18 protein-coding genes are annotated in these 16,612 nt (G+C 67.7%); 12 read left to right on the top strand and 6 right to left on the bottom strand.

What is annotated here, in order from left to right; genetic code table 11:
* The 5 genes from CVO76_RS08640 to CVO76_RS08620 form a co-directional block, all read left to right on the top strand.
* Positions 1-922, top strand: a 922-nt coding sequence (locus CVO76_RS08640) for a carbohydrate ABC transporter permease (protein WP_432206089.1), incomplete at its 5' end; no start/stop codon positions are given.
* Between the two features lie 56 nt (positions 923-978).
* Positions 979-1,839: a carbohydrate ABC transporter permease gene (locus CVO76_RS08635; protein WP_208741757.1), complete on the top strand. Its 861-nt coding sequence runs from the start codon at positions 979-981 to the stop codon at positions 1,837-1,839.
* Positions 1,836-2,474, top strand: coding sequence for a hypothetical protein (locus tag CVO76_RS08630; protein ID WP_208738986.1), 639 nt, complete (start codon positions 1,836-1,838; stop codon positions 2,472-2,474). The genes CVO76_RS08635 and CVO76_RS08630 overlap by 4 nt, the downstream gene beginning before the upstream one ends.
* A gap of 38 nt (positions 2,475-2,512) precedes the next feature.
* A complete protein-coding gene (locus tag CVO76_RS08625; protein ID WP_244185829.1) occupies positions 2,513-4,489 on the top strand; it encodes a beta-galactosidase in 1,977 nt (658 codons plus the stop codon).
* A gap of 113 nt (positions 4,490-4,602) precedes the next feature.
* Positions 4,603-4,848 (top strand): hypothetical protein, encoded by a 246-nt coding sequence (locus CVO76_RS08620; protein WP_133082487.1) that lies wholly within the window; start codon positions 4,603-4,605, stop codon positions 4,846-4,848.
* A 73-nt stretch (positions 4,849-4,921) separates the two neighbouring features.
* Here CVO76_RS08620 and CVO76_RS08615 read toward each other — a convergent pair whose 3' ends face one another.
* Together CVO76_RS08615 and CVO76_RS08610 are read right to left on the bottom strand one after the other, a co-directional pair.
* Complete coding sequence (locus CVO76_RS08615; RefSeq protein ID WP_208738984.1) at positions 4,922-5,185, bottom strand: hypothetical protein; 264 nt, start codon at positions 5,183-5,185, stop codon at positions 4,922-4,924.
* Positions 5,186-5,479: 294 nt separating this feature from the next.
* Positions 5,480-5,926 carry a rhodanese-like domain-containing protein gene (locus CVO76_RS08610; protein WP_208738983.1) on the bottom strand — a complete coding sequence of 149 codons (447 nt, stop codon included), beginning with the start codon at positions 5,924-5,926 and terminating at the stop codon, positions 5,480-5,482.
* A 93-nt stretch (positions 5,927-6,019) separates the two neighbouring features.
* Between CVO76_RS08610 and CVO76_RS08605 the strand changes: the two genes are divergently transcribed.
* The 5 genes from CVO76_RS08605 (at position 6,020) to CVO76_RS08585 (ending at position 9,714) form a co-directional block, all read left to right on the top strand.
* Positions 6,020-6,478: an Lrp/AsnC family transcriptional regulator gene (locus tag CVO76_RS08605; protein ID WP_133082490.1), complete on the top strand. Its 459-nt coding sequence runs from the start codon at positions 6,020-6,022 to the stop codon at positions 6,476-6,478.
* A gap of 211 nt (positions 6,479-6,689) precedes the next feature.
* Positions 6,690-6,878 carry a hypothetical protein gene (locus CVO76_RS08600; protein WP_208738982.1) on the top strand — a complete coding sequence of 63 codons (189 nt, stop codon included), beginning with the start codon at positions 6,690-6,692 and terminating at the stop codon, positions 6,876-6,878.
* A 110-nt stretch (positions 6,879-6,988) separates the two neighbouring features.
* Positions 6,989-7,354 carry a hypothetical protein gene (locus tag CVO76_RS08595; RefSeq protein ID WP_208738981.1) on the top strand — a complete coding sequence of 122 codons (366 nt, stop codon included), beginning with the start codon at positions 6,989-6,991 and terminating at the stop codon, positions 7,352-7,354.
* A gap of 271 nt (positions 7,355-7,625) precedes the next feature.
* Positions 7,626-8,144 carry a hypothetical protein gene (locus CVO76_RS08590; protein WP_133082493.1) on the top strand — a complete coding sequence of 173 codons (519 nt, stop codon included), beginning with the start codon at positions 7,626-7,628 and terminating at the stop codon, positions 8,142-8,144.
* Positions 8,145-8,505: 361 nt separating this feature from the next.
* Positions 8,506-9,714 carry a cysteine desulfurase-like protein gene (locus tag CVO76_RS08585; RefSeq protein WP_208738980.1) on the top strand — a complete coding sequence of 403 codons (1,209 nt, stop codon included), beginning with the start codon at positions 8,506-8,508 and terminating at the stop codon, positions 9,712-9,714.
* Positions 9,715-9,833: 119 nt separating this feature from the next.
* Here CVO76_RS08585 and CVO76_RS08580 read toward each other — a convergent pair whose 3' ends face one another.
* Entirely contained in the window at positions 9,834-10,241 is a 408-nt protein-coding gene (locus CVO76_RS08580; RefSeq protein ID WP_208738979.1) for a RidA family protein, read from the bottom strand.
* Positions 10,242-10,295: 54 nt separating this feature from the next.
* Here CVO76_RS08580 and CVO76_RS08575 point away from each other — a divergent pair, with 54 nt between their 5' ends.
* Complete coding sequence (locus CVO76_RS08575; RefSeq protein WP_208738978.1) at positions 10,296-10,586, top strand: hypothetical protein; 291 nt, start codon at positions 10,296-10,298, stop codon at positions 10,584-10,586.
* Positions 10,587-10,955: 369 nt separating this feature from the next.
* On the opposite strand, the gene CVO76_RS08570 is transcribed toward CVO76_RS08575, so the two are convergent.
* Complete coding sequence (locus CVO76_RS08570) at positions 10,956-12,095, bottom strand: glutamate--cysteine ligase (RefSeq protein ID WP_133082497.1); 1,140 nt, start codon at positions 12,093-12,095, stop codon at positions 10,956-10,958.
* 169 nt (positions 12,096-12,264) lie between these two features.
* Between CVO76_RS08570 and CVO76_RS08565 the strand changes: the two genes are divergently transcribed.
* On the top strand, positions 12,265-13,062 hold the full coding sequence (locus CVO76_RS08565; protein WP_208741756.1) for a shikimate 5-dehydrogenase: 798 nt from the start codon (positions 12,265-12,267) through the stop codon (positions 13,060-13,062).
* A gap of 60 nt (positions 13,063-13,122) precedes the next feature.
* Here CVO76_RS08565 and CVO76_RS08560 read toward each other — a convergent pair whose 3' ends face one another.
* Both CVO76_RS08560 and CVO76_RS08555 read right to left on the bottom strand, forming a co-directional pair.
* Entirely contained in the window at positions 13,123-15,057 is a 1,935-nt protein-coding gene (locus CVO76_RS08560; protein ID WP_208738977.1) for an alpha-amylase family glycosyl hydrolase, read from the bottom strand.
* Between the two features lie 219 nt (positions 15,058-15,276).
* Entirely contained in the window at positions 15,277-16,611 is a 1,335-nt protein-coding gene (locus tag CVO76_RS08555; protein ID WP_133082499.1) for an ABC transporter substrate-binding protein, read from the bottom strand.
* Position 16,612 lies beyond the last annotated feature (1 nt).

The following is a 16,612-nucleotide window of genomic DNA, read 5'->3' as shown; positions in this document are numbered from 1 at the left end:
TAGACGTCCTTGTGGCGGCACGCCCCGGCCCCGCCGTTCCCGAAACCGCGACACCGTGGCGGGCTACGTCTTCCTCTCCCCGTGGCTCCTCGGCTTCATCGGCCTCACCCTCGGCCCCATGGTGGCTTCGCTGTACCTCGCGTTCACCGACTACAACCTCTTCACCGCTCCCGAGTGGACCGGGCTCGAGAACCTCACCCGCATGGCCGGGGACGAGAAGTTCTGGAGCTCGGTGCGGATCACCCTGGTCTACGTGCTGGTGGGAACGCCCATCAAGCTCGCGGCCGCACTCGGCGTGGCGATGCTCCTGAATTACAAGGCACGCGGCACGGGCTTCTTCCGCTCGGCGTTCTACGCACCGAGCCTCATCGGAGCGAGCGTCAGCATCGCCATCGTCTGGCGGGCCATGTTCTCCACCGACGGCCCCGTCGACGGCACGCTGAACCTCTTCGGCATCAACCTCGGCGGGTGGATCGGCAACCCGTCGCTCATCATGCCGATGATGATCCTCCTCGCGATCTGGCAGTTCGGCGCCCCGATGGTCATCTTCCTGGCCGGGCTCAAGGGGGTCCCTGCCGAGCTGTACGAGGCGGCATCGGTGGACGGGGCGCGCGCCTGGCGCAAGTTCCTCAGCGTGACCGTTCCGATGCTCTCGCCGGTCATCTTCTTCAACCTGCTGCTCGAGATGATCAATGCCTTCCAGGTGTTCGCCTCGGCCTACATCATCGGTTCCGGCACAGGCGGCCCGGGCGGCGCCACGAACTTCTACACCGTGTACCTCTACACGAGGGCTTTCGCCAACAACCAGATGGGCTACGCCTCGGCGATGGCATGGGTCCTGCTGCTCGCCGTCGGCGTCCTCGCCTTCATCCTGTTCCGCACCTCCAGGAGCTGGGTCCACTACGCAGGAGACTCCAAGTGACCACGATCGAATCCAACCCTGCCGTCCCCGTCCCGGTGAACCCCGACGATCCCACCATGCGGGCGCCCCGGCGCCGTCCGATGCGCCGGCACATCCCGACCGCGATCTGGATCATCGGCATCGTCGCGCTCACGGCCATCGTGCTGTACCCGCTGCTGTGGATGGTCTCGGCGTCGCTCAAGCCGAACTCCGAGTTCGGCAGCAACCAGGGCTTCCTCCCCGAGAATCCGACCTTCGACAACTTCGTGAAGGTGATGCAGGGCATTGCCGGGATCCCGACCTGGAAGTTCTTCCTCAACTCCCTGCTCCTCGGCGTCGGTGCTGTCATCGGCACGGTCATCTCGTCCTCGATGGCCGCGTACGCCTTCTCCCGCATCAACTTCCGCGGCAGCAAGATCCTCTTCGCCGCCATGATCGGGACGTTGCTCCTGCCCTTCCACGTGCTGATCATCCCGCAGTACATCATCTTCCGGAACCTCGGACTGATCGACACCTTCTGGCCCCTGCTGGCCGGCAAGTTCCTGGCCACGGAGGCGTTCTTCGTCTTCCTGATGGTCCAGTTCATCCGCAACCTGCCCCGGGAACTGGACGAGGCCGCGCGCATCGACGGCTGCGGTCACGCGAGGATCTTCTTCTCCATCACCCTGCCGCTCATCAAGCCCGCCATCATCACCTCGTCGATCTTCGCGTTCATCTGGAGCTGGAACGACTTCCTCGGCCCACTGCTCTACCTGAACTCGCCGGACAAATACCCCCTGCCGCTCGCCCTGCGCATCTTCAACGACCAGACGAGCACCTCCGACTACGGCGCGACCATCGCGATCTCCGTGCTCGCACTGCTGCCGGTCATGCTGTTCTTCGTGATCTTCCAGCGCTTCCTCGTCGACGGCGTCGCCACCCAGGGCCTCAAGGGATGAGCCGGCGCCGGCGCGAGGCCGTTCGCGGGCGGGAAGCCGCCACCCGCGACGGAAGCGGCCTGCGCTGGCCCGGGGCGTCCGCCCGTTTCGCCCTGTTCGGAGAGGTCCTGTGGGTCGGGGTGCTGTGCTGTGTGGCGGGCCTCGGGATCGTCACGATCCCTGCGGCCTTCGCTGCCGGTTCGGCCCATCTCCACCGTTTCCTCCGCGCCGAGGACTCCTCCCTCCGCCACTTCGCCGCGGACTTCACCGCAGCCCTGCGGACCGGCTGGCTCGTGGGTCTGGGCGTCGTGCTGGGCGTCGCGCTCCTGCTGCTCGACATCGTCGTCGCCGCTGCGCGGATCCTGCCGGGGTGGCAGTTCGTCCTGGCGATGGGCGTCGTCCTGCTGGTCGCCCTGCTGGCAGCCCTTGCCGGGACGACGGCCCGCTGGCAGGACTCACGCTCATGGCGCACCGCCGGGATCCAGTGGGTCCGCGACGTGCGGCGCGACCCGGCGGGCGTCGTCTGGCTCGCCTTCGCGGTGGGCCTGACGGCGATCGTCGCATGGCAGCTGCCACCGCTCGTGGTCCCGGGCATCGGATGCCTGGTGTTCGCGGCGCTGGCGACCTCCGTGCGGGACCGCCCCACCCGGTCCTGACCATCCTTCCGACCACCCCGACTACCCCTGGAGCTCGCGTGCATTACGGCGGCGATTACAACCCCGAACAGTGGCCCGAGGACATCTGGCCTGATGACGTGGCACGCATGCGCGAGGCCGGGGTGACGATGGTCAGCCTCGGGATCTTCTCGTGGGCCCGGATCCAGCCGTCCGAGCACGAGTTCGACTTCGACTGGCTGGATCGCATCATCACCCTCCTGCACGACGCCGGTATCGCCGTGGACCTGGCCACCGCGACGGCGTCGCCACCACCCTGGGCGACCGTCGCCTACCCGGAGATGCTGGCCGCGGACGAGCACGGGTCGCCCTACTGGCACGGCAGCCGCCAGCACTACGCGCCGTCGTCGCCCGCCTATCGGAAGCTCGCCGCCGCACTCGTGACGAGGATCGCGGAGCGCTACGCGCAGCACCCCGCCGTGGTGCTCTGGCACGTGAACAACGAGTACGGCTGCCACCTCAATGTCGACTACTCCGATGCGGCTCGGGATGCCTTCCGCCTCTGGCTGGAGAAGCGCTATGTAACGGTGGACGCTCTGAACGAGGCCTGGGGCACCATGTTCTGGTCCCAGCGCTACGGCAGCTTCGGCGAGGTCTTCCCGCCCCGCCACGCGCCCTACAGCCACAACCCCGGCCAGCTCCTCGACTACCGCAGGTTCACCTCCGACATGCTCCTCGAGTGCTACCGGATGGAGCGCGACATCATCCGCGCCGCGGGCGCGACGCAGCCCGTCACCACCAATTTCATGGGCGCCTTCAAACCGGCGAACTACGCACAGTGGGCGCCGGAGCTGGACGTCATCAGCGACGACCTGTACCCGGACCCCAACGACCCCGAGAGCTTCCGCGAGGGCGCCTTCCACGGGGACCTCATGCGGTCGCTCAAACCGGGCACCCCGTGGCTGCTGATGGAGCAGGCGTCCAACGCCGTCAACTGGCGGCCGTCGAACGCGCCGAAGGCGCCGGGGCAGCTCGCGGCCCAGAGCATGCAGGCCGTGGCCCGTGGAGCCGACGGCATCCTGTTCTTCCAGTGGCGCCAGTCGCGGGCGGGGTCGGAGAAGTTCCACTCCGGTATGCTGCCGCACGCCGGGACGCAGACGCGGACGTGGCGGGAGGTGGTGGCACTCGGGCAGGAGCTCGACCGGCTGCCGGGACTGCCCGCCGACGACGGTTCCTCGCGCGTCGCCATCCTGCTCGACTGGGAGAACTGGTGGGCCATCGAGAACCCCGACCACCCCACCTCCCTCGACTACCTGTCCCTCGTGCGGGGCTGGTACGACACCGCACACCGCCTCCATGTGCAGGTCGACATCCTGCCGCCCACGGCAGACCTCACGACGTACGACGCCGTCATCGCTCCGCACCTCTACCTGCTCACGGACCAATCCGCCGGCAACCTCGTCGCCTTCGTGGAGCAGGGCGGACACCTGCTGGTCACGGCCTTCAGCGACGTGGTCGACGAGAGTGACCGCTTCCGTCCGGGCGGGTTCGGCATGCAGCTGCGCGACCTGCTCGGGATCGTCGTCGAGGACTTCGGCGCGCTCGTCGCACCGGACTCGCAGGGGCCCGGGCAGCAGCAGGCGCGGATCGCCGGCCGCGGGTTCGGCTTCGCGGGCTCCTACCTCGCGGAGGAGGCCCACGTCGTCGACGCCGAGGTCCTGGCGACCTTCGACGGGGCCCGCCAGCACGGCCGGCCGGCACTGACAGTGCGCCGCGAGGGGGCAGGAGCCGCCTACTACCTCGCCACGGTGCCCGACGACGACGGCGCCCGGCAGGTGCTCGGGCACTTGTTCGCAGCGGCGGGCGTGGAGCCGGTGCTGCCCGGACTGCCGCCGATGGTGGAGGCGATCCGCCGTGGCCGGTTGCTGACCGTCATCAACCACGGCGTAGAAGCCACGGAGATCGAGGTGGCGGGCGAGGACGCCCTCACGGGCCTCGCCGTGGACGGCGTCACGCTGCAACCCTTCGGCTACGCCCTCGTACTGACCGATCGCTGACGCCGGTCGAAGAATCGCCCTCCCGGTACACCGCACTCCCGGCAGGTGCAAGACGGGAGTGCGGCTTCCACGGGGGCTGCGGGGGAGCCGGCGGCGGGCCTACGCTCGGGATCATGGACCAGCCGACTGAAGAACATCACCTGAAGGATCTCGGCAGCACCGAGGGGATCGATCCGACCGACGTCGGCCAGATCCAGGACGGGCCGCTGACCGCTGCGGACGAGGTCGACCTCATCGCGAATCAGGCAGTCCCGGACGGCGACCCGTCCGTCGAGACGCTCGCGGGCAACGTCGGACTCGAGGACTCGCCCGCGGACAACCCGACGACGGACGACCGCTTCACCGGGGGCTCGCGCTAGCAAAGGCCCGAGGGGAGACCCTCCCTGCCGCAGGCGGTTTGCCGCGGGACCACAGCCGTGATCCCGGAGCGGCTCAGGACTCGCGGACCGCTCTCTCGCCCGTCTCCTCGGCCGTCTCCTCGGCCGGAGCGTCCCGGATGGCCTGACGCCGATCCAGCTCCTCGCGGAGCTCGTGGTGCTGGCCCTCGGTCTCGGCATCCACCTCATGATGTTCGACGAACTGGCGGTCCCGCGACCGGTGGTTCCTGCTGTTCAGGATGTCCAGGTCGTCCCTGTCCACGGTCGACAGGTCCTCCGGGAAATCCTTCGCCGGATCCAATCTGCTGCTGTCTGCCACTGTCCAACTCCTCATGGGCGCGCTGATCCATCTTCCCCGAGTCTAGGGTCGAAGCCCGTGTTCCGCCCACCGCGACAACCCACGAGCCGGATCGGCTCCGAAGACCAGGCTGCTACCGAGTCGTTTCGTCGTCCCGGAAGCTGTAGATGACGTCCACCGGGCAGGTGACAGCAGGGCACACTCGTTCCTGGTCCACCGGGGCGAGCGGCTTGCCGCAGACGAGACCGTTCCCGTTGCCTTCGGCGTCGACGTGCGAGGGAAGCCGGTAGCCATCCAGGGAGAGTTCTGCGACTGTCAGGCGGTGTCGCGCTCGTCATGCCGCGGTGTGGACGGTGCTGTCAGGGGGTCCGGTGAACGGCGTGCGCGCCCCTCATCACTGACCGTGGCGAAGCCCTCGCGGGACCAGTACTCGAACCCGCCGATCAGTTCGCGCACATTCGTATAGCCCAGCGACGCCAGGTTCAACGCGCCGCGGGTGCTGCCGTTGCAGCCCGGTCCCCAGCAGTAGACGACGATGGCGGCATCCAGGGCGGGGGCGACGTCGGTGATGCGTGCTTCGAGCTCTGCGTTCGGAATGTGGGCGGCACCCGGAATGCGGCCCTGCCTCCAGGAAGCGGCCGAGCGGGTATCGATCACGATCGGGCCGAGGCCAGATGCACGCTCAGCAGCCAGGTCCGCAGGGTCGGTTTCATAGGCGAGCTTCGCAGCGAAGAAGTCAGCGGCGGAAAGAGAAGGAGGCATGCATCTATCGAATCTCCTCCGACGCTCTTCTGGAACAGCACATCGATTGTGCAGAAGCGCCGACGGCCGTGGAACCACGGTACATTCACCGTTATGCCATCGAACCCACGGTTGGACCTCGACGCAACCGATGAAGCGATAGTGCGCCACCTGCAGCAGGACGGACGGACGAGCGTCGCGCAACTCGCCCGGGCCATCAATCTCTCACCGAGCGCGACCAGCGATCGTCTCCGGCGCCTCACCGATGGCGGGGTCATCACCGGGTACTCCATCACCGTCGATCCTGAAGCTCTCGGGTACGCGGTGACAGCGTTCGTGCGACTGGCCTACCCCACCGGCAACTACAAGCCGTTCCATGACCTCGTCGACGCGATGCCCGAGATCATCGAAGCACACCACGTCACCGGAGCGGATTGCTTCATCATCAAGGTGCTGGCACGCTCGATGCGCGACCTCGAACGCATCACCGGTCGCCTCGCTACCCTCGGTGGCATCACGACCAGCGTGGTCTACTCGAGCCCGATTCCCTCGCGACACATCACTCCTGCCTGACACGGGAGGCATCGCCCACTTCGACCGTCCTGCTCACGAATCCAACTCACCCGTGTACGGAGAGGGATCCCCACCGTCACCTACGAAGCCGGACGCAGGTCCACCGGCTTCCGGGCGGCTGAAAGATCTCGGTGGATGGCGGCCTGCGGAGGTCCGCCTTTTCCATGAGGACCGGTTTGTTGTTGCAGCACCGCCCCGGTAGACATAGGCCATGACCTCGAACCCCCCTGTCGCGAAGACGCTATTCATCATCAGCACCATCGTCGCAATAGGCATCCTTACTTACCTGTGGGTCCACTTCGACAACACACCCCTGGTGATCAAGGTGTTCTTCTCACTGTTCATGGTCGGCATCGTCAGCTTCAACGCGCGACGAGCGTTCTCACGCCGTAACCCCTGACCCGTATCCGGCCACGCCGTCCCCTACTCCCTCGGAGCAGGTCACCATGTGCAGGAGAACACCGTCGTCTCAGCCGTGACGCGCACGGGAACAGCTGCCATGGAGGCCGCATGAACTACTCCATGGTCGAATGGATCGCAGCCTTCAGGGCATCCTTCGACCACATCTCCGCCACCCCACGGGACGAGTGGAACCTCGTCGCCGTATACCCTTTGGACGACGAGACGCTCGCTGTCGTCGTGGATCAGGGGCCCCATCAGTTCGGCCGGCGCTTCCGTCTCGAGTCGCTGAACAACGATGGCTTCCGGGGCCTCCGCCACCCTGGTGAACTAGCCGCCATCCTCATTCTCGGTGAGGTCCTGGAGCCACACTCGTTGAACAGTCGTCCCAGCTCACTGGTTGCCGAGGGCATCTACCCGAAGGCGATCTGGGGTGGGGAGCAGCCCGAAAACGACGACGATGCAGCGACGGACTAGCTTCTGACGCCGTCGGTGAGGAGCCGTGAGCGTACAGCTAGGCGTCTGGGTGGAACGTCGCACAGCTCGCCGGCCTGGCCACTCCCTCCTGCGCCCGACACCGCCGGCGTCGAGCACGAGGACACTGCAGCCGTGCGAGGTTCAAGCGTCCAACCCAGTGACCGCTCGCTGACAGCGGACCGCCGTTGACAGCCCGTTCACTCACGCGCACCCTTTAGGCACGACGTGACGGCGACTCCGCTGCCCCGCCCTTCCACGAAAGGCAGCCGTCATGAAGAATCCCCGCCTCCTCGTGCCCGTCGCCGTGCTCGGCCTGTCCTTGACGGGTGCCTCTTCGGTTGTCGCAGCCGGACCCGAACGCGATCCGGTGACGGTCGACAGCTACGACTTCCAGTTCAGCTGCGGCGATGACTTCGACGTCCGAATCAGCGGAACCTCGAGCACGAAGTCTCTGTTCTGGCTCGACGAGCAAGGCAACGTGACCCGATTCAGGATGCAGGTGTCGGCACCACGCGATGTCCTCACGAACCTGGACACCATGACGTCGGTCGAAGTGGGGGCACACTTCGTCCAGACCTACACCCGCGTACCCGGCACCAACGAATACACCGTCACGGTGGTGGGACACAGATACCTGGCCACTGATCCTGGCGCCGGCATCATCATGCGCGACGTGGGCAGGATCGTCTTCTCCGATCCCTCCGAACAGACTGTCACCTTCGAGGCGGGCGTCCACGACGCCGCAGATCCAGACCTCCTGGGACTCGCCCTGTGCGGTGTGGTCGACTGACGCGGGACCGCCTTCGCCGGCAACAACGCGCGGCTACCCTCCGCTCCAGCTGATCTCGCTCGGCCGGCGGTGGCCGAAGTCTCGGACCCGCGCGCTACGCTCGAGCATCTGATCGTTCACCGATGGGGGTAGCTGTGCGTCTGGATGGATTCTCGTTCCTGATCGTTCTCGTCGTCTGGGTCATCGTGCCGGTGATCTTCGGGCTGGTCCTGTACTGGATCATCCGGCTCGGAGTGAAGCACGGACTGCGGTCGTATCACTCCGACGCCAGCGGGAGCTCTCCCTCTGCGGAAGAGCTGACGTCGAGCGACTCTCGCCCGCAATGTTTCCCGTTTCGGCCCCCGCTTGAGAAAGTAGCGGCATGACCCTGGACATCGCGGCCTTCCGCGCGCACTTCCCCGCCCTACGCACCGGTACCGCGTACTTCGACGGCCCCGGCGGGACGCAGGCCCCCGCCGTCGTAGGAGCCGCGATAGCCGACGCCATCACCGGGCCGCTGTCCAACCGCGGCCTCGGCATGGGCTCGGAGAGGAACGCCGAATCGGCGGTCAGCGGATTCCGGGCGGCGATGGCCGACCTGCTCGGGGCGCATCCCGGCGGGGTCGTCTACGGGCGGAGCGCAACGCAGCTCACCTACGACTTCTCCCGCCACCTCGCCAAGACGTGGCAGCCGGGCGACGAGGTCGTGGTGTCACGGCTGGACCATGACTCCAATATCCGCCCCTGGGTGCAGGCAGCCGACGCGGTCGGCGCCATCGTACGCTGGATCGATTTCGAGCCGGACACCACGGAGATTGACCAAGCGTCCGTCGCGACCGCGATCACCGAGCGCACGAAGCTGGTGGCGATCACCGCCGCCTCGAACCTGCTCGGCACGAAACCGCCGGTGCGGCGCATCGCCGATGCCGCGCACGGGGTCGGCGCTCTGGTCTACGTGGACGGCGTGCACTACACCGCTCATGCGGCGGTCGACGTGAAGGCGCTGGGAGCTGACTTCTTCGCCTGCTCGCCCTACAAATTCCTCGGACCCCACTGCGGTGTTCTCGTGGCCGACCCGGAGCTGCTGGAGTCGCTGCAACCGGACAAGCTGCTGCCGTCCACGAACGCGGTTCCGGAGCGGTTCGAGTTCGGCACCCTCCCGTACGAGATCATGGCCGGAACCACGGCGGCCGTGGACTTCCTGGCAGCGATCGCTCCGGGAACCGGGACCGGCCGCCGTGCGCGCCTTCTTGCATCCGCTCATCTGGTCGACGAGCACGAGCTCGCGTTGCGCTCCCGCATCGAGGCAGGGCTGGCGGAACTGGGTGACGCCGTCGTGCTGCACTCGAAAGCCAAAGATCGGACACCGACACTGCTGGTGACGTTCCCGGGCCGGTCCTCCGCGGACGCCTACCGATTCCTCGCGGATCGCAACATCCTCGCGCCGGCGGGGTCCTTCTACGCCTACGAAGCCTTCCGTCGCCTTGACCTCGAGGACAGCGCCGCCCTGCGGGTCGGCTTGGCTCCCTACAACAACGACGACGACGTCGATCGCCTCCTGACCGCGCTCGGCGAGTTCGTCGCCTCATGACGCGGGTGTAGGTCTTCACGTCGCACGGGATGGGCCGATGCCGGCGACGACGACGAGCAGGATGCCACCGGTTCGGCTGTGCCGTAGCAGGATCCTTCGCCGAACGCTGACGCGGATCCTCAGGTGCGGACAGCGGCCACGGCTTCGATCTCCACGAGTTGGTCCTCATATCCAAGAACCGTCACGCCCAACAGGGTGCTCGGTACGTCATGGGCACCGAACGCTCGGCGTACAACCTCCCAGGCGTCGACGAGATCACCCCGATCGGTCGATGCCACGAGCACGCGGGTGCTGATGACGTCTTCGATAACCGCTCCAGCTGCGTGGAGAGCCGTCGTCATGTTTCGAACGCACTGTTCCGCCTGTGCTGCGTAATCGCCTTTTCCCACTGTTGCCCCGGTTTCATCGAGGGGACAGGACCCCGCGAGGAAGATCAGTCGCGCATCGGCCGGCGCGGTGGCGGCGTAGGCATACTGGGCTGCGTCCGTCAGCGCGGTGGATCGGATCAACGTCACTGCTGAAGCCATCAGATCCTGCTTTCCCTCGTGCCGACCAAGCAAGCTTCCCATCATTCACCCACCATGGAGGATCCTTCCCCCTTGATGGTGTCCGTCCTCCTGCTCCTGGGCTTCATCGCCTCCACAGGCATCGTGATCCTGTTCGGTCGCGCATGGAGCCGTGGACGCCACCGTCCCGAGGCCGCCCGGATCACTGCTGTGTCAGTCGGTCTCGTCGGCCTGGTGAGCGTGCTCCTCACGGGAGCGTTCGGACGAGGAATCGCCGTGGTAGACGCCGGACGGTCATCGTGGCTGGTCGACACGCTGTTTCTGGTCAGCGCCATCGGCATCCCCACGCTCTTCCCGTCGGGCTGATCGCCTTCTCGAGAACCCGCCGGGAACAGCATCCGGTGCCCCTCGTCCGCTGGGGGATCCGAAAGCGGGCAACCATGCGTCCGGATCGTCGGGTGCACTTTCCCGACGCCGCGCAGCTCGCCTGCCCAGCCACTCCTCCCTGCAGGCATCGGTCTTCGCGGCGTCCGCGGTACCCGCTGCCGCGCCGTCGTCCAGGGGGAATACGTAGAACACCGACAGCATGACCAGGGCGCCTAGGGCTCGACCGAAACCGGCGAGGAAGGAGACGACCCCACGGATGAGGAGGATCGCGACGGCTGCCGTCCAGCCGGACATGTGGGCCGGTGCTTCCGGTCGCGGTGGAGGCGCCGTGGCCGGTGTCGGTGCCCGCTACTCGCGCAGCTGCTGCACCATGTCCAGCACGACGGCGCGCAGGTCGCCGTCGTGCTCCTCGGCGATGCGCCGCTGGCGCTGGTACCCGGCTCCGCGCTGCATGATGCCCTCGACGTCGGCCAGCTCGCTGCTGCAGCCGAGTCTCGCGGCGATGGGCTCCAACCGGGTGAGCACGTCGGCGAGGTGGTCCGTCACAAGCTGCTCGTTGCCGTCGGCGTCGAGGATGATGATGGCGTCCAGCCCGTAGCGGGCGGCCCGCCACTTGTTCTCCTGGATGTGCCAGGGCTGCATGGTGGGGATGCTGCCGCCCGCATCGAGGATCTGCGAGAACTCGTGGACGAGGCACTGCGTGAGGGCGGCGACGGCACCGACGTCGCGCAGCGTGGACAGGCCGTCGCACACGCGCATCTCCACCGTCCCGAGGTTCCCGACCGGGCGGATGTCCCACCGGATCTCGCTGACGGCGTCGATCACTCCCGTGGTGGACATGTCCTGGACGTAGGACTCGTACGCCGCCCAGTCGTCGAAGTGGAAGGGCAGGCCCGCCGTGGGCAGCTGCTGGAACATGAGCGCGCGCTGCGAGGCGTAGCCCGTGTCCTCGCCGCCCCAGAACGGCGACGACGCCGAGAGCGCCTGGAAGTGCGGGAAGTAGTTGGTCAGGCCGTCCACCACAGGGAGCGCCTTGTCGCGGTGGTCGAGGCCCACATGGACGTGCACGCCGTAGATGACCATCTGCCGGCCCCACCACTGCGTGCGGTCGATCAGCTTCGCGTACCGTTCCTTGTCCGTCACCTGCTGGGAACGCGGCGCACTGAAGGGATGCGAACCGGCGCAGAACAGTTCCACGCCCATCGGGTCGGTGACCTCCCGGACGGCGGCGAGCGAGCGGGACAGGTCCTCCTTCGCCTCGTCCACGGTGGTGCAGATGCCGGTGACGAGTTCCACCGTGTTGAGCAGCAGTTCCTGCTTGATGTGGGGGTGCTCGTCGTCGTCCTGCAGTTCCGGGTGGTTCGCGCTGACCCCGCGGAGCACCTCGTTGGCCACGGGGACGAGCTCCCCGTTGTAGCGGTCCACGAGCGCCAGTTCCCACTCGACGCCGAGCGTGGACTGGGCTGACTGCGCAAAGTCGATCTTCAAGGAAGCGGCTCCTGACGGGTACGGGCTCATCGATTGGTGCCTCGGGACGCGCCGTCGCGGAAAGAGACTCGTCCCTATGCTAGTGCTTGGCGCGGCGCGGAGCGGGTCCGCTCGCCCGCGCGGGCATGCTGCTGGAAGAATATGCACCGTGCCCATCCTGAACAAAGACATGACCCTCTGCATCTCCCTGGCCGCGCGGCCGAGCAACATCGGGACGCGCTTCCACAACTACCTCTACGAGGAGTTGGGCCTGAACTTCATCTACAAGGCCTTCACCACCCCGGACCTGCCGGCGGCCATCGCGGGCCTGCGGGGTCTCGGGATCCGGGGCTGCGCCATCTCGATGCCGTTCAAGGAAGACGTCATCGCGCTCGTCGACAGGTTGGACCCCTCGGCGAAGGCGATCGATTCCGTCAACACGATCGTGAACGACGACGGCGTCCTCACCGCGTACAACACCGACTACCTCGCGGTGGAGCGGCTCCTGCGGGAGCATGCCGTGCCGACGTCGCATTCGGTCCTCGTGCAGGGGTCCGGGGGCATGGCCAAGGCCGTCGTCGCAGCCCTGCGTGATTCCGGGTTCACCCGGGTGACCGTCGTGGCCCGCAACGAGCGCACGGGCCGGGCTCTCGCGGACCTGTACGGCTTCGCCTGGCAGCAGGCGGTGGGGGAGTCGACGGCCGACCTCATCCTCAACGTGACGCCGCTCGGCATGGCCGGCGCGGACGCCGACGCCCTCGCCTTCCCGGCAGCCGCCATCGAGGCGGCACGGGTGGTGTTCGACGTCGTCGCCTCCCCGTCGGAGACGCCGCTGATCCTCGCCGCCCGGGCAGCGGGCAAGCCGGTCATCACGGGTGCGGAGGTCGTCGCACTGCAGGCCGAGGAGCAGTTCGTCCTCTACACAGGTGTCCGTCCCACGGCGGAGCAGGTCCGGGCTGCGGGGGAGTTCTCGCGCCGGGAGGCGTAGCAGGCGGGTCGGGCGGCGGCGTGTCCCTGCGCCGGCAGGCGGTGCCGACGGGGCCCGGGCCTAGACCTCGGCGCGGACCCTGAACCAGCGCACGCCGTGCGGTTCGAGGGTGATACCCGCTGTCAGGTGCGCCCGCCGCCCGGTGATGAGTTCGATGACCCTCTCCGGCAGGCCGGAGAGGGTCCGGGCGCTGACATCCTGCGGGGTGTCGGCGAAGTTGGCGAGGACGAGGACGGTGGAGTCCTCGCCGTCGAGCAGGCCGGGCCGCTGGTAGCCCAGGACATGCGGGTTGTCGGTGTGGAAGGGGACCAGGCGGCCGCCGGTGAACTCGGGGGTGTGCTTGCGCACCTCGATGAGGCGGACGAGGCCGGTGTGGACGGCCCCGGCGTCCGTGGCGGGGTCCTGCCGGGTGGCGTAGCGGTCGACCGGGTAGGCCGGCCGGCCGACCCAGCGGCTGTCGCCGGCCTTCGCAGGGTCGGAGAGGTAGGTGTAGTCGTTGAGCTGCCCGACCTCGTCGCCGAGGTAGAGCAGCGGGATGCCGCCGGTGCTGAGGATGATCGAGTGGGCCAGCAGGATCCGCGCGACGGCGGCACCGGGGGCCTCCTCCGTGCCTCCGGTCTCGGCCGCTTCGAGCCCGGCGAGGGACGCGGTGGTGCCGGAGATGCGGCAGTCCCCGGTGCGGGGGTTGTCCTGGAACGGCACGCCGCGGGCGAAGCTACCCGGGAACCGGTTCACGTAGAAGGCGTTGAGGAACCGGCGGTGGTCGTGCCCGTTGATGCCCAGTTCGGCGGCATCCTCGTCGGAGAAGGTCCAGCCGATGTCGTCGTGGCTGCGCACGTAGTTCACCCAGGCGGTGCCGTCGGGGATGTCGTGCCGGCGTTCGAGGGCCTGGGCGAGGAGGGACACCTCCCGGGTGGCCAGGGAGTTCCAGATCAGGGCCATCTGCAGCGGGTTGTAGCTGAGCTGGCACTCACCCGGGTCGATGTACTGGACCACTTCGTCGGGGTGGACGATCGCCTCGGACTTGAACAGCAGCGACGGTGCTGCGAGCCGGCAGACGGCGTTGAAGGCCTGCAGGAGCAGATGCGCTTCGGGGAGGCTCTCGCAGGTGGTGCCGAGCTGTTTCCAGATGAACGCGACGGCGTCCATGCGCACGATGTCCACGCCCTGGTTCGCGAGGAAGAGCATCTCCCCGGCCATGGCCCGGAAGACCCGGGGGTTGCGGTAGTTGAGGTCCCACTGGAAGGAGTGGAACGTTGCCCAGATCCAGCGGCCGTCCTCGAGCTGCACGAAGGAGCCGGGGTGGTCGTCGGGGAAGATCTCGCGGACCGTCCGCTCGTAGGCGTCGGGCATGCCCCGGTCGGGATAGATCCAGTAGAAGTCCTCGTAGTCCGGGTCTCCGGCGACGGCTCGGCGCGCCCAGTCGTGCTCGTCGGAGGTGTGGTTGAAGATGAAGTCGACCACGAGGGCGATGCCGTTCTCCCGCAGTTCGCGGGCGAGGTCCGCGAGGTCGTCCATGGTCCCGAGCGCCGGGTCCACGTCGCGGTAGCTCGAGACCGCGTAGCCGCCGTCGGAGTTCTCCGCCGGCGCCAGGAACAGCGGCATCAGGTGCAGGTACGTCAGGCCCAGCTCGCGGAGGGAGGGGATCCGGTCGCGCAGTCCGGCGAGGTTCCTCGCGTACAGGTCCACGTAGCAGACCCCGCCGAGCATCCGGTTCGAGGCGAACCAGTCCGGCGCCATGGCGCGGGCGGCGTCGAGGGCCTTCAGGTCCGCGGGCCGGTCCTGCCAGGACGCTGCGGCGTCGAGGACCACCTGCAGGAGCTCTCCATCCGCTCCCGGACCGTAGATGCGATGGAACAGGGCCTGCAGGCGCGGGAACTCGGCATCGAAGCGCGCCAGGAACGAGGACCAGTCCGCGTCGGACGTTCCGGAGAGGCGCGATGCCTGCACCTCCGCGCGGACACGGTCTTCGGGGAGAGGCTGCGGGGAGCTCATCCGGCAAGCCTATTGCAGCGGAGCGGCCAGGGGCGGAGCACGTCCTGCCGTACGTGGGCTGCAAGAGCACGGAGGGCGTGGACGTCCGGGAACGCCGGGTGCTGCCGCCCGGCCTCGACGGGAGCATCCGCGAACCGCAGGAGCACGCCGTCGACGCGCGAAGCGCCGCGCCCCTTCCGGGACGCGGCGCTTCGGGACGTTCCGGCAGGTGCGCCGGTACTACTCGGAGACGGGGATCGACTGCGATTTCAGCGAGTCGACGGTCTTCTGCTGTCCGTTCTCGAGGGCGTCCATCAGGGTGCCGGAGCCACCGATGGCAGCACCGAATCCATCCGAGACGTCCGTGTAGGTCTGCGTCATCGTGGGACCCCAGGTGAAGTCGGGGTTCACGTTCGCGGAAGCGTCGGCGAAGACGTCGTAGATCTTCTGCCCACCGTAGTACTCGACGCCGCCTGCGAAGGCCTCGAGGTCGGTGGCCGACTTCGCTGCGGGGTAGAGGCCGCCGAGCTCGTTGGCCAGCGCGAGTGCTTCGGGATCGGTGTTCAGCCAGAGCGCGAACTTCGCGGCCTCGGCCGGGTGGTCCGAGCCCTTCAGGACCGCGGTGGAGGAACCGCCCCAGTTGCCGGCGGCCTCTCCGCCGTCCTCCCACTGCGGCATCGGGGCGACGGCCCACTTGCCGGAGGTGTCGGGCGCGCCGTCGGACAGGGTGGTCGCACCCCACACGGCAGAGACCCAGGTCCACTGCTGGCCCGTGTTGAACGAGGCGTTCCATTCGTCCGAGAACGACGGCAGCGTGGAGACGAGGTCCTTGGACAGCAGATCCTGCCAGTAGGTGGCCACTTCCTCCGATTCGGGGCTGGTCAGGTTGACGTCCCAGTTCTCGCCGTCGTTGGCGAACCACTGGCCGCCGTTCTGCCAGACCATGCCCGCGAACCAGTTGACGTCCGTCTTCGGGAAGTTGGTGATGTAGGAGCCCTGCGCCTTGATCTGCTCCGCCGCCGCCGCGTACTCCTCCCACGTGGTGGGAACCGCGATGCCGGCCTGCTCGAAGAGGTCCGCGCGGTAGTACATGGCCATCGGGCCGCTGTCCTGCGGGACCGCGTAGACCGAGCCCTCCTCACCGAAGGTCACCTGGCCCCAGGTCCAGTCCACGAACTGGTCCTGGGCGTCGGCGATGCCCTCGCACTCGGCGATGTTCTCGAGACCGTCCTGTACGCGGAAGTTGGGCAGGGCGTCGTACTCGATCTGGCCGAGGTCCGGTGCGTTGCCCGCCTGGATCTGGTTGAAGAAGTTCTGGTAGGTACCGGAGTTGCCGTTGGGGCCGGTCTGCACCTTCACCTGGATGTCAGGGTTCTCGGTGTTCCAGAGCTCGGCCACCTGGTCCATGCCCGGGACCCAGGTGGTGAAGCTCAGTTCGACGGGTCCTTCGGAGGCCTCGCAGGGGACGGCTTCGGCCCCTGCCTCGGAGCTGTCTCCGCCGGCTGAACAGCCGGAGAGAGCCAGCGCAGAGATCATGGCAAAGGCCGCGGTGACTTTTCCGTAATGCGCGCGCATT

It is taken from the genome of Arthrobacter agilis, from assembly GCF_002953615.1.
Lineage (GTDB): Bacteria > Actinomycetota > Actinomycetes > Actinomycetales > Micrococcaceae > Arthrobacter_D > Arthrobacter_D agilis_B.
The sequence above is the reverse complement of the archived record's forward strand: the minus strand, read 5'-3'. Positions and strand labels throughout refer to the sequence as shown.